The following is a 20,510-nucleotide window of genomic DNA, read 5'->3' as shown; positions in this document are numbered from 1 at the left end:
GCGCACGCGATTGTGGACTGTCGAGGCGGCTCAGTCCTGACGGCCGTGGGCGGCGACGAGTTCGTCGTAGCCGACCCTGTAGTCGGGATACTCGAGGTGGCCGAGCACGGAGCGGAGTGCCGTCCCGTCGAAGGCGTTGCCGCTCGGTTCGTTGCTCTCAGCCGTGGGCGGTGCCGTGACACCGAGCCGTGATGCGATGTGGTCGACGACCGCGCGGAGTGCCGCCGGTTCCTCGTCGACGGCGTGGAGGACGCGTGGAGGTGCCTCCATGGTCAGGAGTACCTCGAGCGCACGGGCGAGGTCGGCCTCGTGGATCCGGTTCGTCATCCGCCCACCGTCGACCGAGGGTGCCGTGAGGGTCTGCCGGATGAGGAAGTCGCGGCCCGGACCGTAGATCCCGGCCGGGCGGAGAATGATCGCGCCGAGGATGTCGACGGCGGCCGACTCTCCGTCGATCAGCATCCGCGCCCGCTCGGTCTCACCCGTGGGTTCGCCGGATTCCGTGATCGGCTGGGGGCCACGCCAGCTCTCGAAGACGCCGGTCGACGAGACGAAGACGGTGCGGGTGGGCCGCGTGGGCAGTGCCGCGGTCAACCCGGAAAGGGCGGTCCGGTAGCCGCCGTTCACGGCACTCGGCGTGAGGGTCACAACGAGGGAGTCGGCGTGGGGGAGCGGGGTGGCGCTCGGTTCGGAGAGGTCCGCCGCGATCGACGAGAACGTCGGCGGAACGCCGCTCACGTCGCGACGGAGCGCGACGACCCGGCCCCCCGCGGCGATGATGCGATGGCCGAGCGCCGTGCCGAGCTTCCCGCATCCGGCGATGAGGGTGGTGCCGGGTGCGCGCGCGGGGAGAGTCGTCACGGACCGACTGTGCCACACCCGAGCAACTGCGTACGCAACGGACAACGGCGGGTGCAATTCCACCCGCCGTTGTCCGTTGCGTACGCAAACCCGCCGGGTGAGGGCCTCAGGGCGGACGCGACCAGGGAGGACGCGCCCTGAGCGAGGCACGGCCCTCGGGGCTCGGTACCGAGCACGGCGCTACGCTGAGCCGTGATGAGCGAGAGCGAAGCGGGTCGGCCGGTCGGCGTCCGTGACGTCGCGCGTCTCGCCGGCGTCTCGACGCAGACGGTCTCGCGTGTGCTCAACGACTACCCCGGCATCCGGGACGAGACGCGCCAACGGGTGCTCGACGCGGTCGCGTCGCTCGACTACCGCATCAACAACGCGGCGCGCGCTCTCGGCACACGTCGTTCACGCATCATCGGGGTCGTCGCCTCCGACACCTCGCTGTACGGTCCGTCGGCGGGGATCACGGCCCTCGAGGCGGCGGCTCGCGAGCGGGGACGTTGGATCGCGACGGCCTACGCCGACGCGGACGACGCCGAGTCGGTGCTCGCGGCGGTCGGACATCTCCTCGCCCAAGGCGTGGACGGTATCGTGCTCGTCGCGCCTCATGTGGGCACGCGTGCGGCTGTCGAGAAGGCGGCCATCACGATCCCGGTCGTGTCGCTTCACGCCGAACCGGGGGCACGTCAGGCGGACGGGGCGGCACTCACCGTCACACACCTCGCGGATCTCGGTCACCGCCGGATCGCCGAGATCGCCGGCCCGTCTGACTGGTTGGAGTCCTCGGTCCGGAGTGCGGGCGTCGCCATGGCGGCGGCGCGGTCTGGCGTCCAGGTCGTCGCGCGTTGGGAGGGCGACTGGACGGCGTCCTCCGGCCACGCACTGGCGGAAGCAGTCGAAACGTTGCTCGCGGGCAGGAACGCCGGAACGGACAACAGCAGGAATGTCGGCAGGAACACGCCGACGGGGATCGTCGTCGCCAACGACCAGATGGCGCTCGGCCTCATGGCGGGCCTCACCGCGCGCGGCATCGCGGTTCCGGGCGGCGTCTCGATCGTGGGGTTCGACGACAACCCGGATGCGGCGTTCTACACGCCGGCGCTCACGACCGTGCGCGTGGATGTGGCCGGCGAGGCGCGTCGCGCCATCGACGCCGTGCTCGGCGAGACGGGCTCGGAGCCGGCGGCACCACGGCTCGTCGTGAGGGCATCGACGGAGGCCTTCTCGCGCTGATCCGATCGGATCTCGGTGTTCGGGCCTGCGCAGACCGGGCCTCTGGCGGCGAGAGCATGTTACCGGTAACATCATTCGGAGCCGGTGGGAGCCGGCGCTCGACCACTTTCACTGGAGAAACGTATGACGAGCCCTGCCGCGGCGACGACGCCCCCGCCCCACCTCTCGGATCCGGACATCCTGTCGGCGATCGAGACCGTCAGGGCGGACGTCGCCCGGCTCCACGGAGAGCTCGTCCGTTATGGGCTCGTCGTCTGGACGGGCGGAAACGTCTCCGGCCGTGTCCCCGGTGCCGATCTCTTCGTCATCAAGCCGTCCGGGGTCTCATACGACGACCTCACCCCCGAGAGCATGATCCTGTGCGACCTCGACGGCAGCGTCCTCCCCGGTACGCCGGGCAGCGAACGCACCCCGTCGAGCGACACCGCGGCCCACGCCTACGTCTACCGGAACATGCCGGACGTCGGCGGCGTCGTGCACACCCACTCGACGTATGCGGTCGCCTGGGCGGCCCGCGGCGAGGAGATCCCGTGCGTCATCACGGGCATGGCCGATGAGTTCGGCGGGCCCATCCCGATCGGCCCGTTCGCGATCATCGGCGACGACTCGATCGGCCGGGGCATCGTCGAGACGCTGTCGGGTCACCGATCCCGTGCGGTCCTCATGCAGAACCACGGCCCCTTCACGATCGGGGTCGACGCGGCCGATGCCGTGAAGGCCGCCGTGATGTGCGAGGACGCGGCCCGCACGGTGCACATCGCGCGCGAGGCCGGTCCGCTCATCCCCATCCCGCAGGATCGCGTCGACGCGCTCTTCTCGCGGTACCAGAACGTGTACGGCCAGGCATCGGACGAGCGCCGATGAGCGGCGCAGAGGCGATCCTCGCTGGGCGCACGTCCCTCGGCATCGAACTCGGTTCCACCCGCATCAAGGCCTGCCTCGTCGGGGAGGACCCGTCGGACGTGCTCGCGACCGGGAGCCACGACTGGGAGAACGCATTCGTCGACAGGATGTGGACGTACTCGCTCGACGACGTGTGGACGGGTCTTCGAGCGGCCTTCGCCGACCTCGTGGCCGATGTCGAGCGTCGTTACGGCGTCCGACCGGAGACCGTCGGCGCGATCGGGATCTCGGCGATGATGCACGGCTACCTCGCGTTCGACGAGAGCGACGAACTGCTCGTTCCGTTCCGGACGTGGCGCAACACCACGACGGGCCGCGCCTCGGAGGAGCTCTCCGGACTGTTCGGTGTCAACATCCCCCTCCGCTGGTCGATCGCGCACCTGCACCAGGCGGTACTCGACGCGGAGCCGCACGTCCCCGACATCCGGTTCGTGACGACGCTCGCGGGTTACGTCCACTGGCGGCTCACGGGTGAGAAGGTCCTCGGGGTGGGCGACGCGTCCGGCATGTTCCCGATCGACTCGTCGACGACCGATTACGACGCCGACCTCCTCGCGCGCTATGACGACCTCGTGGCTCCCACCACGCCGGGGTTTCGACTCCCCGACGTGCTGCCGACCGTGCTCGCGGCGGGACGTCCGGCGGGAGAGCTCACGGCGGACGGCGCAGCCCTTCTCGATCCGACGGGAGCGCTCCGCCCGGGTATCCCGATGTGCCCGCCGGAGGGTGACGCCGGAACCGGCATGGTGGCGACGGGAGCGGTCTCGCCGCGCACCGGCAACGTGAGCGCCGGGACGAGCATCTTCGCGATGGTCGTCCTCGAACGCCCCTTGCAGCACCCGCACCCCGAACTCGACGTCGTCACGACGCCGGGGGGCGATCCCGTCGCGATGGTGCACTGCAACAACGGCGCGAGTGAACTCGCCGCTTGGGTGGGACTGTTCCGGCGCTTCTCCGAAGCCTCCGGAGCCCCGGTCGACGCGGACGCCGCCTTCGAGACGCTCTTCCGCGAAGCGCTCGAGGGCGATTCCGACGCGGGGGGACTACTCGCGTACAACCATCTCGCGGGTGAACCGATCGCGGGTCTCGACGAGGGGCGGCCTCTCGTCGTCCGCGCCCCGGACAGTCGCTTCACGCTCGCGAATTTCATGCGGGCACAGGTCTACGGCGTCTTCGGGACCCTAAGCCTCGGCATGCGCGTTCTCGCGGATGAGGGCGTCGCCCTCGACACGATGTTCGCCCACGGCGGCGTCTTCCGCACGGCGGGCGTCGCGCAGCGGTTCTTGGCCGCCGCGATCGATGCGCCCGTCGCGGTCATGCGGACCGCGTCGGAGGGCGGCGCGTGGGGCATCGCCGTCCTCGCGTCGTACCTTTCGGCGGCTCCGTCCGGTGCGTCTCTCGGCGATTACCTCCACGACCACGTCTTCGCGGGTGCCGCGATCGACACCGCGGCACCCGCGCCCGACGACGTCGCGGGCTTCAGGGTCTACCTCGCGCGCTACGAGTCGGGGCTCGCCATCGAACGCTCCGCGGTCAGCGCTCTCTGACGCTCCGCTCACGACGCCCATTCTGCAGACAGGAAGAAGGACCTCCCATGCCCGCACTCACGACCTCGTTCGATGCCCTCGAGATCTGGTTCCTGACCGGCAGTCAGGGCCTCTACGGCGAGGACACCCTCCGCCAGGTCGCCGAGCAGTCGCAGACCATCGCGACGACCCTCGGCGACTCGGGGCTTCCCGTCCGCATCGTTTGGAAACCCGTTCTGACCGACTCGGCGTCGATCCGTCGCGCGATGCTCGACGCGAACGGCGACGACAACGTGATCGGGCTGATCGCATGGATGCACACGTTCAGTCCGGCCAAGATGTGGATCGCGGGGCTCGACGCTTTGCAGAAGCCGCTCCTGCACTTCCACACGCAGGCGAATGTCGAGTTGCCCTACGCCGACATCGATTTCGACTTCATGAACCTCAACCAGGCGGCGCACGGCGACCGCGAGTTCGGCTACATCCAGACGAGGCTCGGCGTCGCGCGGAAGACCGTCGTCGGTCACGCGACGAACCCGCGCGTCACGGCCGAGATCGCGACGTGGAGTCGCGCGGCCGCGGGGTGGCACGCCGCGCAAAACATGAAGCTCGCGCGGTTCGGCGACAACATGCGCTACGTCGCGGTCACGGAGGGCGACAAGACCGAGGCCGAGCACCGTTTCGGCGTCCAGGTCAACACGTGGTCGGTCAACGAGCTGGCGGCCGCTGTCGACGCCGTGCCATCCGATGCGATCGACGCGCTCGTGGCGGAGTACGAGGAGCTCTACGACGTCGCGCCGGAGTTGCGCGTCGGCGGCGAGCGGCACAGCTCGCTCCGTGACGGTGCGGCGATCGAGCTCGGGCTGCGCGGCTTCCTCGAGGAGGGTGGCTTCTCCGCCTTCACGACGAGCTTCGAGGACCTCGGGTCACTCCGGCAGCTGCCGGGACTCGCGGTGCAGCGCCTCATGGCGGACGGCTACGGCTTCGGCGCCGAGGGCGACTGGAAGACGGCCGTGCTCGTGCGCGTCGCGAACGTCATGGGCAGCGGACTGCCCGGCGGCGCGAGCCTCATGGAGGACTACACGTACGACCTCGTCGACGGCGCCGAGACGATCCTCGGGGCTCACATGCTCGAGGTGAGCCCGACGCTCACGACGGCGAAGCCGACCCTCGAGGTCCACCCGCTCGGGATCGGCGCCAAGGACGATCCCGTCCGCCTCGTCTTCACGGCCGACCCCGGCACGGCCGTCGTCGTCGCGCTCTCGGATGTCCGCGACCGGTTCCGCCTCACCGCGAACGTCGTCGACGTCGTCGAGCCGCGCGCCCCGCTCCCGAACCTCCCCGTCGGTCGCGCCGTGTGGCAGCCGCGGCCCGACTTCGCGACGTCGGCGGCCGCGTGGCTGACCGCGGGCGCCGCGCACCACACCGTGATGTCGACGGCCGTGGGGATCGAAGCCTTCGAGGACTTCGCGCGCATTGCGGGTGTCGAGCTCCTCGTGATCGACGAGTCGACGACGCTCCGCGCGTTCGAGCAGGAGGTGCGCTGGAACGCCGTCTACCACCGCATCGCCGACGGCCTCTGACCCGCCCCTCTTCCTGGCGCATCTGCGTACGCAACAGTCATCCGCGGGTGAAATAGCACCCGCGGATGACTGTTGCGTACGCAAATGCCGGGGGTGGCGGTGGGGGCACGTGCGTTTGGATTCCGTGAGGACGGCGGAACGGGTGCGATCTCGGGTGTCTACTCGGTTGCGGTGCCCGATATCGGGCACCGCCAGCCGTATCGGCGGGCGTGAACCGCCTCCAGGAGGAGCCGTCCGTTGCTCGACATCCTCTTACGTACTCGGTATCCCGCAACGGGAGACGATCCCCGACCGTGGCTGCGCGCAGCCGGTCAGATCGAGGTCATCGGCCTCGCCCCCGACGCGCTCCGCGACCGGCTCGCCGGTGGCCGGATCTACCCCGCCGAACGCATCGACGCCGCGCTGTCGAACTACTTCCGCCTCGGCAACCTCACGGCGCTGCGCGAGCTCGCCCTGCTCTGGCTCGCCGACGAAGTGGATAGCGCCCTCAAGGACTACCGGGCCGAGCACGGGATAGACAGCAAGCGGGAGGCGCGGGAGCGCGTCGTCGTGACCCTCACCGGCCCCGGCATGGGTGCGCCGGCGCGTCGCTCAAGCGGCAGCGTGAGAGAGGTGCGCCTCGCAGCGGGCCAGGAGGTCGCCGCGGCGGGCGCCCGCCGCGCGGGCGCTGTCCATGACGCTGCGGCCCGTGCGGCTCTGCGTTGTGACGTCGAGCTGCGGGCAGGCGAAGAGCACGTCGTAGAAGGGCGCGAGGGTGCCGTCCGAGAACGCCGTCATCCGACTGAGGGCCTGCACCGGTGTGCCGTAGCGCTGACCGGAACAGAGGTTGACGTCGGCACCGCCGTCGATCAGGCGCTGCAGGAGAGCGGGCTCGGTCGCGAAGTCGTGCTGCATCGCCGAGAGCAGCGTGTGCAGGGCGTTGACGTGATCGCCCGTTTCGGCCGCCGTGTCGGCGCCATCGTCGATCAGCCGATTGGCGATGGCGACACGCGCCAGCGGGTCGGCGTTCTTGAGCGCGTACATGAGCACCGTCGTGCCCGTACTGTCGGACCACCCCGCTTGTTCCGGCTGGTAATCGGCGAGGAAAGCGCGCTCGCTCTTCCGGGTGTTGCGGAACACGGTGGGATACGTCATGTTCCAGTGTCGCAGGTTTGCGAGGAAGCGCCGACGATTCCGTGAAGATCGACCGGGCATCGTGTTCGTCTAGGGGTGTCTTCCTCGATGGGCGGCCAACTCGCAAGGGGCTGCGCAGCGTCGACCGGCTCACGACACTGGGGAGCATGACCGACATCGGAATGCGGGCGTCGTCGACGCTCCTCAGCGCGCGCGGCCCGCTGAGCGCCTCCCTCCTTCAGCTCCTCGAGAGCCGCCCCGACGATGTGGGCGCGATCACGTCCTGGCACGACGCCGTGCAGGGGACGCTCGCGTCGACGAGCGACGTCATCGTCGACGACGACATCCAGTTCACACTCTTCCTGCTCTACTCCCTGCACTACGGCGGACTCGTCGACCCGGACGGTGTCTGGGAATGGAACGTCGACCTGCTCTCGGGGCGTGCGCGCATCGAGGCGACGTTCGACGGCCGGCTGCGCGACGTCGTGCCGATGCCGGAACTCCCGGAGGCCCGGAGCGCCGCGGTCGCCGCGATGCTCTTCGAGCTCACCAAGCCAACGCCCGGTCCGAGCCTGTCGCGTTTCCTCGCGCGGAAGGCGACGGCCGAGCAGGCACGCGAATTCCTCATCCAACGCACCGTCTACACACTTCGCGAGGCCGATCCGCATTCGTGGGGGATCCCGCGCCTGCAGGGGCGCAGCAAGGTCGCGCTCGTCGAGATCCAGTCGGACGAGTACGGGGCCGGGCGGCCGGAACGGCAGCACGCGGCGATCTTCGCGCGCACGATCGAGGGTGTCGGACTCGATGCGACGTACGGTGCCTATCTCGACGACATCCCCGCGATCACCTTCGCATCGCTCAACGTCATGTCGATGTTCGGCCTCAACCGACGACTGCGCGGAGCGATCGCCGGCCACCTCGCTGCGTTCGAGATGACGTCGTCGATCCCCAACAAGTCCTACGGCGACGCGTTCCGGCGGCTTGGCTTCGGCGAGGACGTGACCGAGTACTTCGACGAGCACGTCGAGGCCGACGCCGTGCACGAGCAGATCGCCGCACACGATCTCGCCGGGTCGCTCGCCGAGGACGAGCCACACCTCCTCGCGGACATCGTCTTCGGGGCGAGCGCGGGGTTGTACGTCGACGGACTGCTCGCCGACCACATCCTCGAGGCGTTCGAAGCCGGCCGGTCCTCACTTCGCTCGTCCTCACGGTCGGTATGAGCGACGCTCCGAGCACCCCCGGCGGCGTCCGTGACGATCGCGGCGTCCGTGCTGATCGAGGGGCTCGCGTGGAGAAGCGGCTCGATGCCGAGTACGTGCTGCCGCTGCGGTGGAACGAGGACGAGGAGACCGGTGAGGGGTCGATCGAGCTCGCCGACTACCTGCGCCGACTCGACGGCTGGATCGATGTGACCGTCGTCGACGGGTCGGACGCCCCGATCCTCGCAGCGCATCGGCGCCGGTGGGTCGACGAGTCGCGTCCCACGGCACTCCGGCTCATCCCGGCCGAGCCGTGGCCGGGCCGGAACGGGAAGGTCGCTGGTGTGATGACGGGGATCCGTCGCTCCCGCCATGAGCGCGTCGTGATCGCGGACGACGACGTGCGGTACGACCGCGAGTCGCTCGCGCGCGTGCTCACCCGGCTCTCCGACGCCGATATCGTGCGTCCGCAGAACGTCTTCCGACCGATGCCGTGGCACGCACGGTGGGACACGGCGCGCTCGCTGCTCGCGCGTGCGACGGGTGGTGACTTCCCCGGGACCTTCGCCTTCCGCCGCTCGACGCTCCTCCGCGCGGGCGGGTACGACGGCGACGTGCTGTTCGAGAACCTCGAGCTCCTGCGCACGGTGCGCGCCGCCGGTGGCCGGGAGGAGCGTGCCGACGACGTCTTCGTCGCCCGGCGGCCACCGACGACGCGCCGCTTCCTGGAGCAGCGCGTCCGGCAGGCGTACGACGAGTGGGCGCGGCCCGGGCACCTGGCCGTCGAGCTCGCGATCGCCCCCATCGTCGTGTCCTCCCTCCGCACTCCGACGCGGCTCGTGGCCGTCACGGTGGTCACCGTCGCGCTCGCCGAGGCCGGTCGTCGCACGGCGGGCGGCGCGGCGGCGTTCCCTCCGTCATCGTCGCTCTGGGCACCGCTGTGGCTGCTCGAGCGCGCCGTCACGAGCTGGCTCGCGGTCGTCGCCCGCGCACGCGGCGGCGTCCCCTATCGCGGCGCGCGCATGCCGGTGGCCGCGCATTCTGTTCGAGAGGTACGCGACCGGGTCGCGGGAGTCGGAGGTCCGTCGTGACTCGTGACGAGGAACGGGTCCGCATCTCGCCGTATCCGGACGGACCGCTCGTCGTACGCGGCGACGTCGTGATCGTGGGGCCCGACGGCGAGGAGATCGTGCCCAAACGACGCACGGTCGCGCTGTGCCGGTGCGGCGTCTCGGCGATCAAGCCGTGGTGCGACGGCACCCACAAACTCGTGAACTTCCGGACGGAGCCGCCGGCGCCGGAGTGAACGCGACGGGCCGTCGGACGTCGGCAGCGGTTCGGAGCGGGACGTCACCCGGTCTTCATCCGCCGGCCCTGGAATGGGGGAGAGACGTCCACCGGGGAGGAGTAGCGTGGCGAACAGTCCTCGAGGGCATCGCCCTCTCACGAGCTCTGCACCGGCGCCGAGATCGAACCCTCTGTACCGTCCCGACCCGGTAGTGGAGTTCTGGTGGCCCTCACAGTCACGCCGTACGGCGAACGCAAATTCGGATCGACCAACGCCCGGCCTCGCATTCGCGAGGTCTACGACTCGACGTCGGGCTGGCGCGACAGCCCCGAGCCGGGTCTACGGCTCGATGAGCAGAGCGCTCGGCAACTGCAGCGCCGCGGCTTCACCGCGGTGCGTGTGCGCTGGCGGCTGCGCACCGTCGAGATCGTCTTGAGGCGGTACCTCGGCGAGTGACCGTCCTCCCGCCCCATCGTCGAGTCCCTCGGCTACGAGCAACCAAAGAGCTACACCCGTCCGAGGGCGCCAGGTAGACCTAGCGCCCTCGCACCCGAAGTGCAGCCTTCGGCGCCCCCCCTGGTGTGCGGGCTTCGATTCCCGGCAATAGTCGTGAGGGACGACGAACCCCCCGTGACCACAGGGTCGCGGGGGGTTCGTCAGCGAGAGGCGTGAATGTCAGCTCGTCGTCTCGCGGCGGCGGCCGTGGATCAGGGCAGCTCCGATGCCGGTGACGAGCAGCGCGAGCGCCGCGAGCAGCGCCCCGGCGGGCTCGGCTCCCGTGACGGCGAGGCCATCGCCCGCGTCCGGATCCGCGTCCGGTCCGGACGGCGCCATGCCGTCGTCGGGGACCGTCGGGTCCGTCGGGTCCGTCGGGTCCGTAGGGTCACCGGGCGTGGGCTCGCCCGGGACCTCCGCGAGAGTGCACACAATCGTGCCTTCGCGAAGCGAGAACCCGTCCGTGCCGTTGTCGTCCGACCACACGACCAGCTTCACACCGTCGACGCACTGATCGTTCGGCGCGATCGCGAGGCCCTCGTTGTTCACGTTCGGCATGTCGGCCGGACGCTCCACGACGAGGACGACCCCGAAGGCGCCGGGGGCCGCCGCGATTCCCATCGCGCCCTCGGCCGGAGCAGGAGCAGTGGCGTCGATGTCGAGGATCGCGGAGCGGCCGTCGCACGTGTCGTCGCACACCGCCCAGAGCAGGTCCGTCGCACTGTCGTACTCGAGTTCCATGATGCTCGGGAACCCGCTCTCGATCGTCGCGATGCGCTGCAGGTCCGTCGAGTCCTGGTCGAGCGCGTACACGTAGAGCGAACCGGTGGCCTCGAGTCCGACGACGAATAGGCCGCCGCCGTGGCCCGGGTAGTCGGCCGGGTCGTAGAGCGAGCCCGTGCTCTCGTCGACGAAGCCCTTCGCGAGGAGGTCGGCGTCCGGGATCCATGTGATGCCCTCGAGACCGGCGTTCGCGCCGATCGTCGGGACGTCGCTCGCGAGGTCTGCGGCGAGGTTCCACTCCCGGTCGGCCGAGAGCTCCGTCCCCGTCGCGGAGACGTCGTAACGGATGACCGACGGGCGGCTCGTGCCGGAGACGTCGTTGTTGCGCTCCGTGGAGACGAAGACGCCGCCGGCCGAACCCGCGTCGGTGAGCGCGACGCCCTCGGCGTCCACGTCGCCCGTTCCGTCGGCGTAGTGCAGCGCCTTGCCGGATTCCCACCCGGGAGTGGACGATGGGGTCCACTGGCCGTCGATGTTGTCGAGACGGTAGAGCGTGCCGGGACCGTTCTTGACGGCCCAGAGCGTGTCGGCGCCGGTCGCGCCGGCGGAACCCGTGTCGGTGTCCTCGAACACGAGACCACTCATGTTGCTGCCGAAGTAACCGGCCTCGTCGACCGTCGAGACGGACTCGTCACCAGGCCAGGGTGCCGTGACGAGGTCGCCCTCGCAGGCATTCGGGGCTCCCTTCGTCGGCTCCGTCGTCGCGGCGAACTCGCCGGTCCCATCGGGGCAGCGGCCGTAGGTCGTCGCCGCGTGCCCGGTCCAGGAATAGGCGTCCACGAGAGTCGTGCCGTCGGCCGCGAAGAGTCGGGCCGAGTCGGTGCCGCCGAGACCGAAGCCGCCGTCGACGTCGACGTCGATCGCGAGGTGCGCACCGGCCTCGACGGTCGTCCCGGCCGGGATCGCGAGCGTGCGCGCGTCGTTGTCGTCCTTGAGGATCATGCCCGAGATGTCGACGGGCGTCGCGCCGTTGTTGACGATCTCGATCCAGTCGACGGGATCGGCGCCGCTCGAGTCGATCTCGTTGATGCGCACGGGCAAACCGCAGTCGTTCAGGGCGGCCTTCGTGACGGAGGTCATGAGGACGAACTCACCGGCCGCGTCGGGGCAGCGCCCGTAGGAGGTCGCCGCGTGGCCCGTCCAGGCGTGCTGGTCGACAGTCGTGGCGCCGTCGGGAGCGAAGAGGCGCACGGCGTCGTTCGCACCGAGGCCGTAGCCGAGTTGCGTCTCCTCGACGATGAAGAATCCCCCTGCCGCGATGCGCGACCCTGCGGGCAGCACGCTCACGTGGGTGTCGTCGCTGTCCTTCACGATCCAGCCGCTCAGGTCGATCGCCGCGGCCGTCGGGTTGACGAGTTCGACCCAGTCACCCGGCGTTCCGCCGTTCGACTCGATCTCGTTGATCCGCACGTCGGCGCCCTCCGGCGCGGGCACGGCGTTCGCGGCGCCTCGTGTCGACTCGAGGGTCTGCACGAAGCCGCCGCCGCCGTCCGGGAAACGTCCATAGGTCGTGGGGGAGTGCATCGACCACGTGTACTCGTCCACGAGGGTCGTGCCGTCCGTGTCGAACAGCCGCACGCTGTCCGCTCCGCCGAGACCGAAGGTCATCTCCGGCTCGCCGACGACGAGGAAGGCGCCCGGCTCGATCGTCGACCCGGCAGGAACGACGAACGTGTGCGTGTCGTCGCTGTCGCGGAGCACGAGGCCGGTGGCGTCGACGGCGACGAGGCCCGTGTTGGTGAGCTCGATCCAGTCGCCGGGCTCGCCGCCGCTCGACTCGATCTCGTTGATGACGACGGCGTCGACGGCGTCGAGGGAGCAGGCGTTCGCGGTGCCGCGGGTCTGCTCGACGGTGAGGATGAACTCGCCGGTGCCGTCGGCGCAGCGGCCGTAGCTCGTGGCGGCGTGGTCGGTCCACGCGTAGCTGTCGACGAGGGTCGTGCCGTCGGCGAGGTAGAGGCGGGCCGTGTCGGCTCGGCCGAGGCCGAAGGTCATCTCGGGTTCGCCGATCACGAGGTAGCCACCCGGGGCGACGATCGAACCGGAGGGGAGCGCGTCGGTGCGCTCGTCCTTGTCGTCCTTGATGATCCAGCCGGAGACGTCGACGGCCGTCGTGCCGGTGTTCGTGAACTCGATCCAGTCGCCGGGGACGGCGTTGCTCTGGGCGATCTCGTTGATGCGGATGGGTGACGCCTCTGCGGCGGTCGCGGTCGGAGCGATCGCGAGGGTCGCGAGGAGTGGTGCGGCAGCGGCGAGCGCGAGGAGCGCGCGCGCCGATGGTCGGGTGGGTGTGCGCATGGGGTGCCCTTCGAGGCGAGCGTGTGGCGGCCCGGGGACGTGAGCCGTCGTCGAGTCTGTCGGCACCCGGCGAACCCTGGGTGAACACCAAGCAAACGCCGTCCCCTCCGCCCCGAAAGGGCTACTGCCGCACGAGGGCGCCAGGTCCACCTGGCGCCCTCGGCACCGGTGTACCGCCCTCGTTTCGAGCAGGGCGCCAGCGGGACAGCACGTCACACACAACCGCGCAAGAGGGACGACACGACCTCCGGCGGTTGCCCATACTGGGCCGACCGAACACGAGGAGGACAGGATGAGATCCGTCGCCGATCAGAGCGTCGCGGAACTGGGGGGACGCATGAGCGTGCTCTCCCGTCAGAAGAGCGACCACATCGAGCTCGACCGGCTCCTGCAGCGCTTGGGGGAATCGACGCACGAGGAGCAGCTGCCCGTGCTGCTCGATCTCTACCGTCTCGTCTTCCCTCACGCTTTCGCGGAGGAATCGGTGCTCTGGCCCGTCATGCGCCGGGTCCTTCCGGACGGCGGGGAGCTCACCCTCCAGGTCGAGCAGGAGCACCAGGAGGTGAACGAACTCGTGACGCGGCTCGAGGATCTCGAACTCGGCTCGGTCGAGCGCCAAGCGGCGATCGACCGACTCGTCGACGTGCTGCGCGAGGACGTCCGGGACGAGGAAGACGAACTATTCCCCCGACTGCAGGAGCGAGTGCCCGCTGGCCGACTTCGGCTCCTCGGTCTCGCCTGGGAGGTGACGCGGCGGATCGCGCCGACGCGCGCGCACCCGATCGTGGCGCGGCGCCCGCCGGGCAATGTCATCGCCGCGCTGCCGCTGTCGGTGCTCGACCGGTCGCGTGATCGACTCGACGCCCTCCGCCTGCGCGGAGCGGGTCGAGGGGAAAGCGCCCTGCTCGCCACAACGACCGCCCTCACTCGAGCCGCACACTCGATCGAGCACCTTCCCGCCATGCGGCGGGGCGAGGATTCGTCGACACGTGTCGACCCTCGCCCCGGTCGGCCGAGGGCCGCCGCATCCGCCTCGGCGATCGCGGGAGTGCTCCTGGTGGTCGCCCTCGTGCGTCGGGCCCGTCAGAGGTCGTAACCTCCCGAGACCTCGACGTCCTGACCGGTGACCCAACGAGCCTCGTCCGACGCGAGGAGACCGATCACGGCGGCGACGTCGTCGGCCTCACCGATCCGGCCGAGCACCGTGCGACGCGCTTGCGGTTCGATGAGCTCGGGGAACCGCGAGAACGCATCGTCGCCGAGCCGGGTCCGCGTGACTCGGTGCGAGACGGAGTTCGCGCGGATGCCGCGCGCACTCAACTCGCGAGGGCGCTAGTTCGCAGCCGAGGGCGCCAGGTGTACCTGGCGCCCTCGGACGGGTGTAGCTCTTTGGGTGGGGTCAGCGCGCGGTGCGCGACGTGCGACCGCGGAGGCCGGCGACGGTCGTGAGGGCGATTCCCGCGAGGAGGACGAGCGTGCCCGCGATGATCGGCACGGTGGATTCCGAGCCGGTCACGGCGAGGGGCTCGCCGGAGCCGCCCGCGCCGGAGGTTCCGGAGCCGCCGCCCGAGCCGTCGCCGCCATCCGAGCCGTCGCCGGATCCGTCACCGGATCCGTCACCGCCCGAGCCGGGGAGTGGCGCCGGGGTGGGGCCGTCGGTCGGGGCCGGCGCGGGAACGACCGCGGCCGCGACGATGACGATGGTGTACGACTCGGTGTCGGTCACGCTGTCGCCGTTGTCGGCCTCGACCGTGACGTCGTAGCTGCCGGGAGTGGTCGGCGTGCCGGAGAGGGTGCCCGTGTCAGAGTCGAGTTCGAGACCCGGCGGGAGAGCGCCGTCGACGACCGTGAAGCTCGAATCGGGCGTGCCGTCGGCCTCGATGTCGAATGCGTACTCCGTGCCGACCGTGCCGTCATCGGGAGCATCGGAGATGATCTCCGGCGTGGTCGTCTCGGTCGTGCTGCCGGCTCCACAGGGCTCGGGAGCCGTGATGAGGTTGGAGTCCAGTGTGACGGCCCCGGTGAGTGCGAGGAGCCGGCCGGCGATGACCGCCGACGTGTTCGCCGTGACCGATTCGCCGGCGATGACGGTTCCGGCGAATTGCGCCGCACTTCCGATGGTCGCGGAGCTCCCGACCTTCCAGAAGACGTTGCAGGCGCTCGCGCCGCCGGAGAAGGTCATGACCGTCGCCGAACCGATCGTGAGGGAGCTGTCCGCCTGGATGACCCACACGCTCTCGGCCGAACCGGAGAACGCGAGGTCGCCGTTCTCGGCCAGATCGATCGCGCCGCCCGAGTAGACGCCGGGAGTCAGCGAGCGGCCGTCGAGCTGCGTGATTCCGCTCTCCTGCGGCGTGAGCGAATCGGCGACGCCGAACGCGGCCGACGCATCGGTCTGAGCGTCCTCGGCCTCCTCGACGTTGACGTAGAGCTCGCCTCCCACGATCACACCGGGTCCTTCGGTGAATCCCGTCACGGAGGTCCCCGGGCTGAGCCCTACGTCGCCGTTCACGACGGTGGGGCCGGTGTTGGTCACGGTCTCGTCGCCGAGTACGGCGAAGGTTGCCGCGCGACCGAGGTTCACGGGGCCGTCGATGATGATGTCCGCGTGGGCGGCCGACCCGAACGCGAGCGCGAGTACGGCGGCGAGGCCGAGAGTGGCGGCCGAGCGGGGGAGGGCGGATGAATGGACCGAGGGGGCCATGGCGGCACCTGACTGCGAAGAGGAGGCACCAGAGTGGACGCAGTCGATGCGTCAGTATGTTCCCCGTTAACCTCTGACTACACCCGGGAGTGCTCGTCCGCAAGAGCGCGGCGGGCGCCTGGCAATCGGCCCGGCGCTCTTCCACGGTCGTCGTTCGTGTGAGCGGACCCCCGGGAGGTGCGGATTTCTGCGGCCGGTCGGGCCGATCGTCGTGCTCGGCCCCGCGGTGCGGCCGGCCGTCTCGCCCCGAAAGGGGGGATGGAGGCGGGCGACGACCGGAGAGCGACAGGCATCGTCGATGCGCTCCGTGAGGTGGACTGAAGGGCGCTCGCGCAACCGTCGATTCAGATCGCTCGCGTGATGCGATCATGGGTCGCATGGGATCTATGAATGTCGACGGACAGAGCTACGACTTCGAGGATCGGTTCCTCGCGCACGTGCAGGTCGTCCTCGCCCAGAAGATGCGTCGCCACGAGAGCTTCCTCCTGTCGTGGACGTCACCGTCCCACGAGGAGGCGTACGGCCGGGTCTCGGTATGGATCAGTCCCGCCGCCGTCGTCAGCTTCCGTTTCGCCGGGTCACGCACGGCGGCGCTCAATCACGCCTGGCTCGAGACGATGATCACGGCGACGCACTCGACGAGGGGCCTCGACCTCGACGTCCAACGCGAGCCGGTCGAGGGCTCCCCGGCCTCCGGCTGATTCCGCACGGCGAGCGCTCTCCGACTCTGCGGCGGGCACTGCATACGGGGTCGATCCACATTGCGCAACGCCACGCGGTCCCGGGCGCTTCGCGACAGAGTGAGCGAATGCGATGCATCACCTACGCCGGCGAAAACGTGATCACCTCCGATGACGCCGCGGCCACCCTCGTCGAACTCACCGCTGCCCTGGCCAAGCGCGGCCACGCCGAGGCTGTACGGTTGCCGATCGTGCTCGAGGACAGCGGGGCGCACGAGTGGGCCGAGCTCGTCATCGGCGTCGGAAACGACGTGCTCTCCATCCCGCACCCGTGGGAAAGCGGGGACGTCGACTTCTCCGAGGAGACCGTCGAACTGCGTCGCCAACTCGACTCCGTGCGTCCGGCCCGTGTCGCCGAGATCGTCGTGGGCGGCGACGGTCCCCGCACGGGTTTCGATGGCGAGGAGGACGTCGACCGGTTCTTTGATCTCGACATCACGTTCGACGACGGCACACGGCGCTGAGGACGGTGCTTCCGGCATCGCCGATCCGGTCATCCGGCTCGGCGATTCGTCGTTTCGGGGCGGCGCGGCAGGGGTCGCGCAGGGGTCGCGGAGGGGGCGCCCAGGGGTTCCAGTGAGGTCGCCGGAGCGATGCGCAGCGGGGTGTGGGAAGGTAGAGGGTCTGCGGTTCTCTCCACGGGAGGTCCGCACCGACAGCGGGAGCTCTCCATCCGAGGTGATTCCGCGACATCCCCGCCCCCACGACGACGCGTGCATCAGCATCGTCGGAACCGCGTCTCCGATCCTCTCGGTCGCGCGTCGGGGCCCATCGACTCCGGCACCCCAGGTGGTGCCACCCCTCGCGCCGCACCGAGCGACGCCCGTTCCGAAAGCACCCATACGTGACTCTCAAGAAGACCCCCCGCCACGAACTCGACCTCCCCACGCCCCGCCGTCTCGCCGACGGCGGTCTGCGCGTGACGCCCCTCGGCGGCGTCGGTGAGGTCGGCCGCAACATGACCGTGTTCGAGCACAAGGGCAAGCTGCTCATCGTCGACTGCGGCGTGCTCTTCCCCGAGGAGAACCAGCCCGGCATCGACGTCATCCTCCCCGACTTCACCGCGATCCGTTCGCGCCTCAAAGACGTCGTGGCCGTCGTCCTCACGCACGGACACGAGGACCACATCGGCGGGGTGCCGTACCTCCTGAAGGAGCGGCCCACGATCCCCATCGTCGGTTCGCGCCTGACCCTCGCGCTCGTCACGGCGAAGCTCGAGGAGCACAAGATCACGCCGAAGACGGTCCAGGTGAAGGAAGGCGACGAAGTGCAGTTCGGTCCCTTCGGCACCGAGTACTTCGCCGTCAACCACTCGATCCCCGACGGCCTCGCCGTCGCGCTCCGCACGAGCGCCGGCACGGTGCTCTGCACCGGCGACTTCAAGATGGACCAGTTCCCGCTCGACCGTCGCATCACCGACCTCGGCGGCTTCGCGCGTCTCGCCGACGAAGGCGTCGATCTCTTCCTCACCGATTCGACGAACGCGGACGTCCCGGGCTTCACGACGAGCGAGGAGGACCTCGCCCCCGCGATCGACCAGGTGTTCCGCACCGCGCCCCGTCGCATCGTCGTGTCGAGCTTCGCGAGCCACGTGCACCGCATCCAGCAGGTCATCGACGCGGCCGAGCGCCACGGTCGCAAGATCGCGTTCGTGGGACGTTCGATGGTGCGCAACATGGGCATCGCCGCCGAGCTCGGCTTCCTGCGCATCCCCAAGGGCATGCTCGTCGACATGAAGGCGATCGAGAAGATGCCGGACGAGAACACCGTCCTCATCTGCACCGGCTCGCAGGGCGAGCCGATGGCCGCACTGTCGCGGATGGCCAACCGCGAGCACATCATCGAGATCGGCGAGGGCGACACGATCCTGCTCGCGAGCTCGCTCATCCCCGGCAACGAGAACGCCATCTACCGCATCATCAACGCCTTCACACGCTGGGGCGCGCAGGTCGTGCACAAGGGCAACGCGAAGGTGCACGTCTCCGGCCACGCGAGCGCCGGTGAGCTCACCTACTGCTACAACATCGTGAAGCCCTCAGCCGTGCTGCCGTACCACGGCGAGTGGCGTCACCTCACGGCCAACGCGGCGCTCGCGCGCAAGACGGGCGTCGCCGACGACCAGGTCTTCGTCATCGAGAACGGCGTCTCCGTCGACTTGGTCGACGGTCGATCGAGCATCAGCGGCCGCATTCCGGCGCCATACATCTTCGTGGACGGGCAGACCATGGGTCTCGCGACCGAGACCGCCATGAACGACCGCAAGGTCCTCGCCGAGGAGGGCACGATCACGATCCTCGCGATCGTCGACTCGACGACGAACGCGCTCCTCGAGCCGCTCGAGTTCTTCGCGCGCGGCTTCGTCGAGGAGAAGGGCTGGGAGGAGAACGCCAACAAGGCGATCACCGAGGCCCTCGCGGGCGCCGGCCCGCGCTCGAAGACCTCGGCCGACGAGCTCGAGGCCCTCATGACGCGCACGATCGGTCGCTGGCTCTCGCGCCGGCACCGCCGGAACCCCGTCGTCACGACGATCGTCGTCGACGAGTAGGACGACCGCTCGGAGCCCGACCGAATGTCGGTGGTCACGGGGAGACTGAGGGGACATGGATACCGTGACCGCTCCGTCCTCTCCGTCCTCCGAGGCTCTCCCGCGTCCGGCGCGGCCGCTGCTCGAGATCACGCGCATCTATGCGGAACCGGCGGCGGCCGCCGCCGAGCGGGGTCGGCAGATCCTCGCGCGGTGGCCGGAGGCCGAGGTCGTCGAGGTGCCGAGCCACTGGCAGATCCCCGAGCTGCACGGCGACGAGCGGAATGTGCGGCGCTGGGTCCGCATCAAGACCGAGGCGCTCGTGCTCGGCACGAAGAAGACCCTCACCGTGCGTCCGAACGGTCGTTCGGCCGACTTCATCGCGCCCTCGCACGCGAACGGCTGCGCCATGGCGTGCGTCTACTGCTACGTTCCGCGACGCAAGGGCTTCAGCAACCCGGTCACGACGTTCACCAATATCGAGCAGATCGCCGCGGCCATCGCCAAGCACGCCACGAAGCAGGGCATCAAGCTCGAGCCGAACCAGTGCGACCCGGACCTCTGGGTCTACGACCTCGGTGAGAACAGCGACTGCAGCGTCGACGCGATGATCAGCGACAACGTACGCGATCTCGCCGAGCTCTTCGGTGCGCTTCCCAACGCGAAGGGGTCCTTCGCAACGAAGTACGTCAACCGCGACATGCTCGAGTGGGACCCTCAGGGCAAGATGCGCGTGCGTTTCTCGCTCATGCCTGCAGAGACGGCGAAGCTCGTCGACATCCGCACGTCGCCTGTACCCGAGCGGATCGCCGCGATCGACGACTTCGTCGAGGCCGGATACGAGGTGCATGTCAACTTCAGTCCCGTCATCATCGAGGACGGTTGGCAGGAGAAGTGGGCGGAGCTCCTGCAGCAGCTCGACGCGTCGACCTCGCCGGCGGCCAAAGCGCAGATGGCGTGCGAGGCCATCTTCCTGACCCACAACCGCGCTCTCCACGAGGTCAACACGGGCTGGCATCCGAAGGCCGAACAAGTGCTCTGGCGTCCCGACCTGCAAGAGGCGAAGGTGTCGCAGAACGGTCAGGCGAACGTCCGCTACCGCTGGGAGGACAAGCAGCAGTACCTGCGCGAGTTCCTGCAGCTCGTGGAGCGGTACGCGCCGTGGTGCCGGGTCCGTTACGCGTTCTAGTGCAGGGCCTGTCGAGCGCTCAGCCGCGGTGGCGTCGGATCCGGATCGGCCCTTTCGCCGTGGACGGATCGACGACGTTC

General features: G+C 69.7%; 18 protein-coding genes. 14 read left to right on the top strand and 4 right to left on the bottom strand.

Translation table 11 applies throughout. The features are described 5' to 3' along the window. Positions 1-30: 30 nt before the first annotated feature. The gene (locus tag ELQ92_RS13690; RefSeq protein WP_128499874.1) at positions 31-861 is read right to left on the bottom strand and encodes a Rossmann-fold NAD(P)-binding domain-containing protein; all 831 of its coding nucleotides are present in this window, start codon (positions 859-861) and stop codon (positions 31-33) included. A 195-nt stretch (positions 862-1,056) separates the two neighbouring features. On the opposite strand from ELQ92_RS13690, the gene ELQ92_RS13685 reads away from it, so the two are divergent. From ELQ92_RS13685 to ELQ92_RS13645, 9 genes are all read left to right on the top strand, one after another. Next, positions 1,057-2,082 carry a LacI family DNA-binding transcriptional regulator gene (locus ELQ92_RS13685; protein WP_128499873.1) on the top strand — a complete coding sequence of 342 codons (1,026 nt, stop codon included), beginning with the start codon at positions 1,057-1,059 and terminating at the stop codon, positions 2,080-2,082. A 123-nt stretch (positions 2,083-2,205) separates the two neighbouring features. Further along, on the top strand, positions 2,206-2,946 hold the full coding sequence (locus tag ELQ92_RS13680) for an L-ribulose-5-phosphate 4-epimerase (protein ID WP_128499872.1): 741 nt from the start codon (positions 2,206-2,208) through the stop codon (positions 2,944-2,946). After that, a complete protein-coding gene (locus ELQ92_RS13675; RefSeq protein ID WP_128499871.1) occupies positions 2,943-4,532 on the top strand; it encodes a xylulokinase in 1,590 nt (529 codons plus the stop codon). Before ELQ92_RS13680 ends, ELQ92_RS13675 begins: the two co-directional genes overlap by 4 nt. 47 nt (positions 4,533-4,579) lie before the next feature. After that, positions 4,580-6,094, top strand: coding sequence for an L-arabinose isomerase (araA, locus tag ELQ92_RS13670; protein WP_128499870.1), 1,515 nt, complete (start codon positions 4,580-4,582; stop codon positions 6,092-6,094). Positions 6,095-6,331: 237 nt separating this feature from the next. Next, positions 6,332-7,273: a hypothetical protein gene (locus tag ELQ92_RS16810; RefSeq protein ID WP_424980217.1), complete on the top strand. Its 942-nt coding sequence runs from the start codon at positions 6,332-6,334 to the stop codon at positions 7,271-7,273. A 101-nt stretch (positions 7,274-7,374) separates the two neighbouring features. Further along, positions 7,375-8,430 (top strand): iron-containing redox enzyme family protein, encoded by a 1,056-nt coding sequence (locus ELQ92_RS13660; RefSeq protein ID WP_128499869.1) that lies wholly within the window; start codon positions 7,375-7,377, stop codon positions 8,428-8,430. Between the two features lie 68 nt (positions 8,431-8,498). Continuing rightward, positions 8,499-9,500, top strand: a complete 1,002-nt coding sequence (locus tag ELQ92_RS13655; RefSeq protein ID WP_243695039.1) for a glycosyltransferase family 2 protein — start codon at positions 8,499-8,501, stop codon at positions 9,498-9,500. Further along, complete coding sequence (locus ELQ92_RS13650; RefSeq protein ID WP_128499867.1) at positions 9,497-9,715, top strand: CDGSH iron-sulfur domain-containing protein; 219 nt, start codon at positions 9,497-9,499, stop codon at positions 9,713-9,715. The genes ELQ92_RS13655 and ELQ92_RS13650 overlap by 4 nt, the downstream gene beginning before the upstream one ends. Positions 9,716-9,919: 204 nt before the next feature. Further along, complete coding sequence (locus ELQ92_RS13645; protein ID WP_128499866.1) at positions 9,920-10,153, top strand: hypothetical protein; 234 nt, start codon at positions 9,920-9,922, stop codon at positions 10,151-10,153. Between the two features lie 219 nt (positions 10,154-10,372). Here the strand turns inward: ELQ92_RS13645 and ELQ92_RS13640 are convergent, their stop codons facing one another. After that, complete coding sequence (locus ELQ92_RS13640) at positions 10,373-13,273, bottom strand: lamin tail domain-containing protein (protein WP_128499865.1); 2,901 nt, start codon at positions 13,271-13,273, stop codon at positions 10,373-10,375. Between the two features lie 292 nt (positions 13,274-13,565). On the opposite strand from ELQ92_RS13640, the gene ELQ92_RS13635 reads away from it, so the two are divergent. Continuing rightward, complete coding sequence (locus ELQ92_RS13635; protein WP_128499864.1) at positions 13,566-14,369, top strand: hemerythrin domain-containing protein; 804 nt, start codon at positions 13,566-13,568, stop codon at positions 14,367-14,369. On the opposite strand, the gene ELQ92_RS13630 is transcribed toward ELQ92_RS13635, so the two are convergent. Further along, entirely contained in the window at positions 14,357-14,593 is a 237-nt protein-coding gene (locus ELQ92_RS13630) for an SDR family oxidoreductase (RefSeq protein WP_128499863.1), read from the bottom strand. The genes ELQ92_RS13635 and ELQ92_RS13630 overlap by 13 nt on opposite strands. 79 nt (positions 14,594-14,672) lie before the next feature. Next, complete coding sequence (locus ELQ92_RS13625) at positions 14,673-15,977, bottom strand: ice-binding family protein (protein WP_128499862.1); 1,305 nt, start codon at positions 15,975-15,977, stop codon at positions 14,673-14,675. A gap of 377 nt (positions 15,978-16,354) precedes the next feature. Here ELQ92_RS13625 and ELQ92_RS13620 point away from each other — a divergent pair, with 377 nt between their 5' ends. From ELQ92_RS13620 to ELQ92_RS13605, 4 genes are all read left to right on the top strand, one after another. Next, on the top strand, positions 16,355-16,678 hold the full coding sequence (locus ELQ92_RS13620; RefSeq protein ID WP_128499861.1) for a DUF7882 family protein: 324 nt from the start codon (positions 16,355-16,357) through the stop codon (positions 16,676-16,678). 107 nt (positions 16,679-16,785) lie between these two features. Next, complete coding sequence (locus ELQ92_RS13615; protein ID WP_128499860.1) at positions 16,786-17,181, top strand: hypothetical protein; 396 nt, start codon at positions 16,786-16,788, stop codon at positions 17,179-17,181. A 494-nt stretch (positions 17,182-17,675) separates the two neighbouring features. Next, positions 17,676-19,262 (top strand): ribonuclease J, encoded by a 1,587-nt coding sequence (locus tag ELQ92_RS13610; RefSeq protein WP_128499946.1) that lies wholly within the window; start codon positions 17,676-17,678, stop codon positions 19,260-19,262. Positions 19,263-19,317: 55 nt separating this feature from the next. Further along, entirely contained in the window at positions 19,318-20,430 is a 1,113-nt protein-coding gene (locus ELQ92_RS13605; RefSeq protein WP_128499859.1) for a spore photoproduct lyase family protein, read from the top strand. The last annotated feature ends 80 nt before the right edge of the window (positions 20,431-20,510 follow it).

Source organism: Labedella populi, from assembly GCF_004078655.1.
Lineage (GTDB): Bacteria > Actinomycetota > Actinomycetes > Actinomycetales > Microbacteriaceae > Labedella > Labedella populi.
This window is presented reverse-complemented; position numbering and strand designations above follow the sequence as displayed.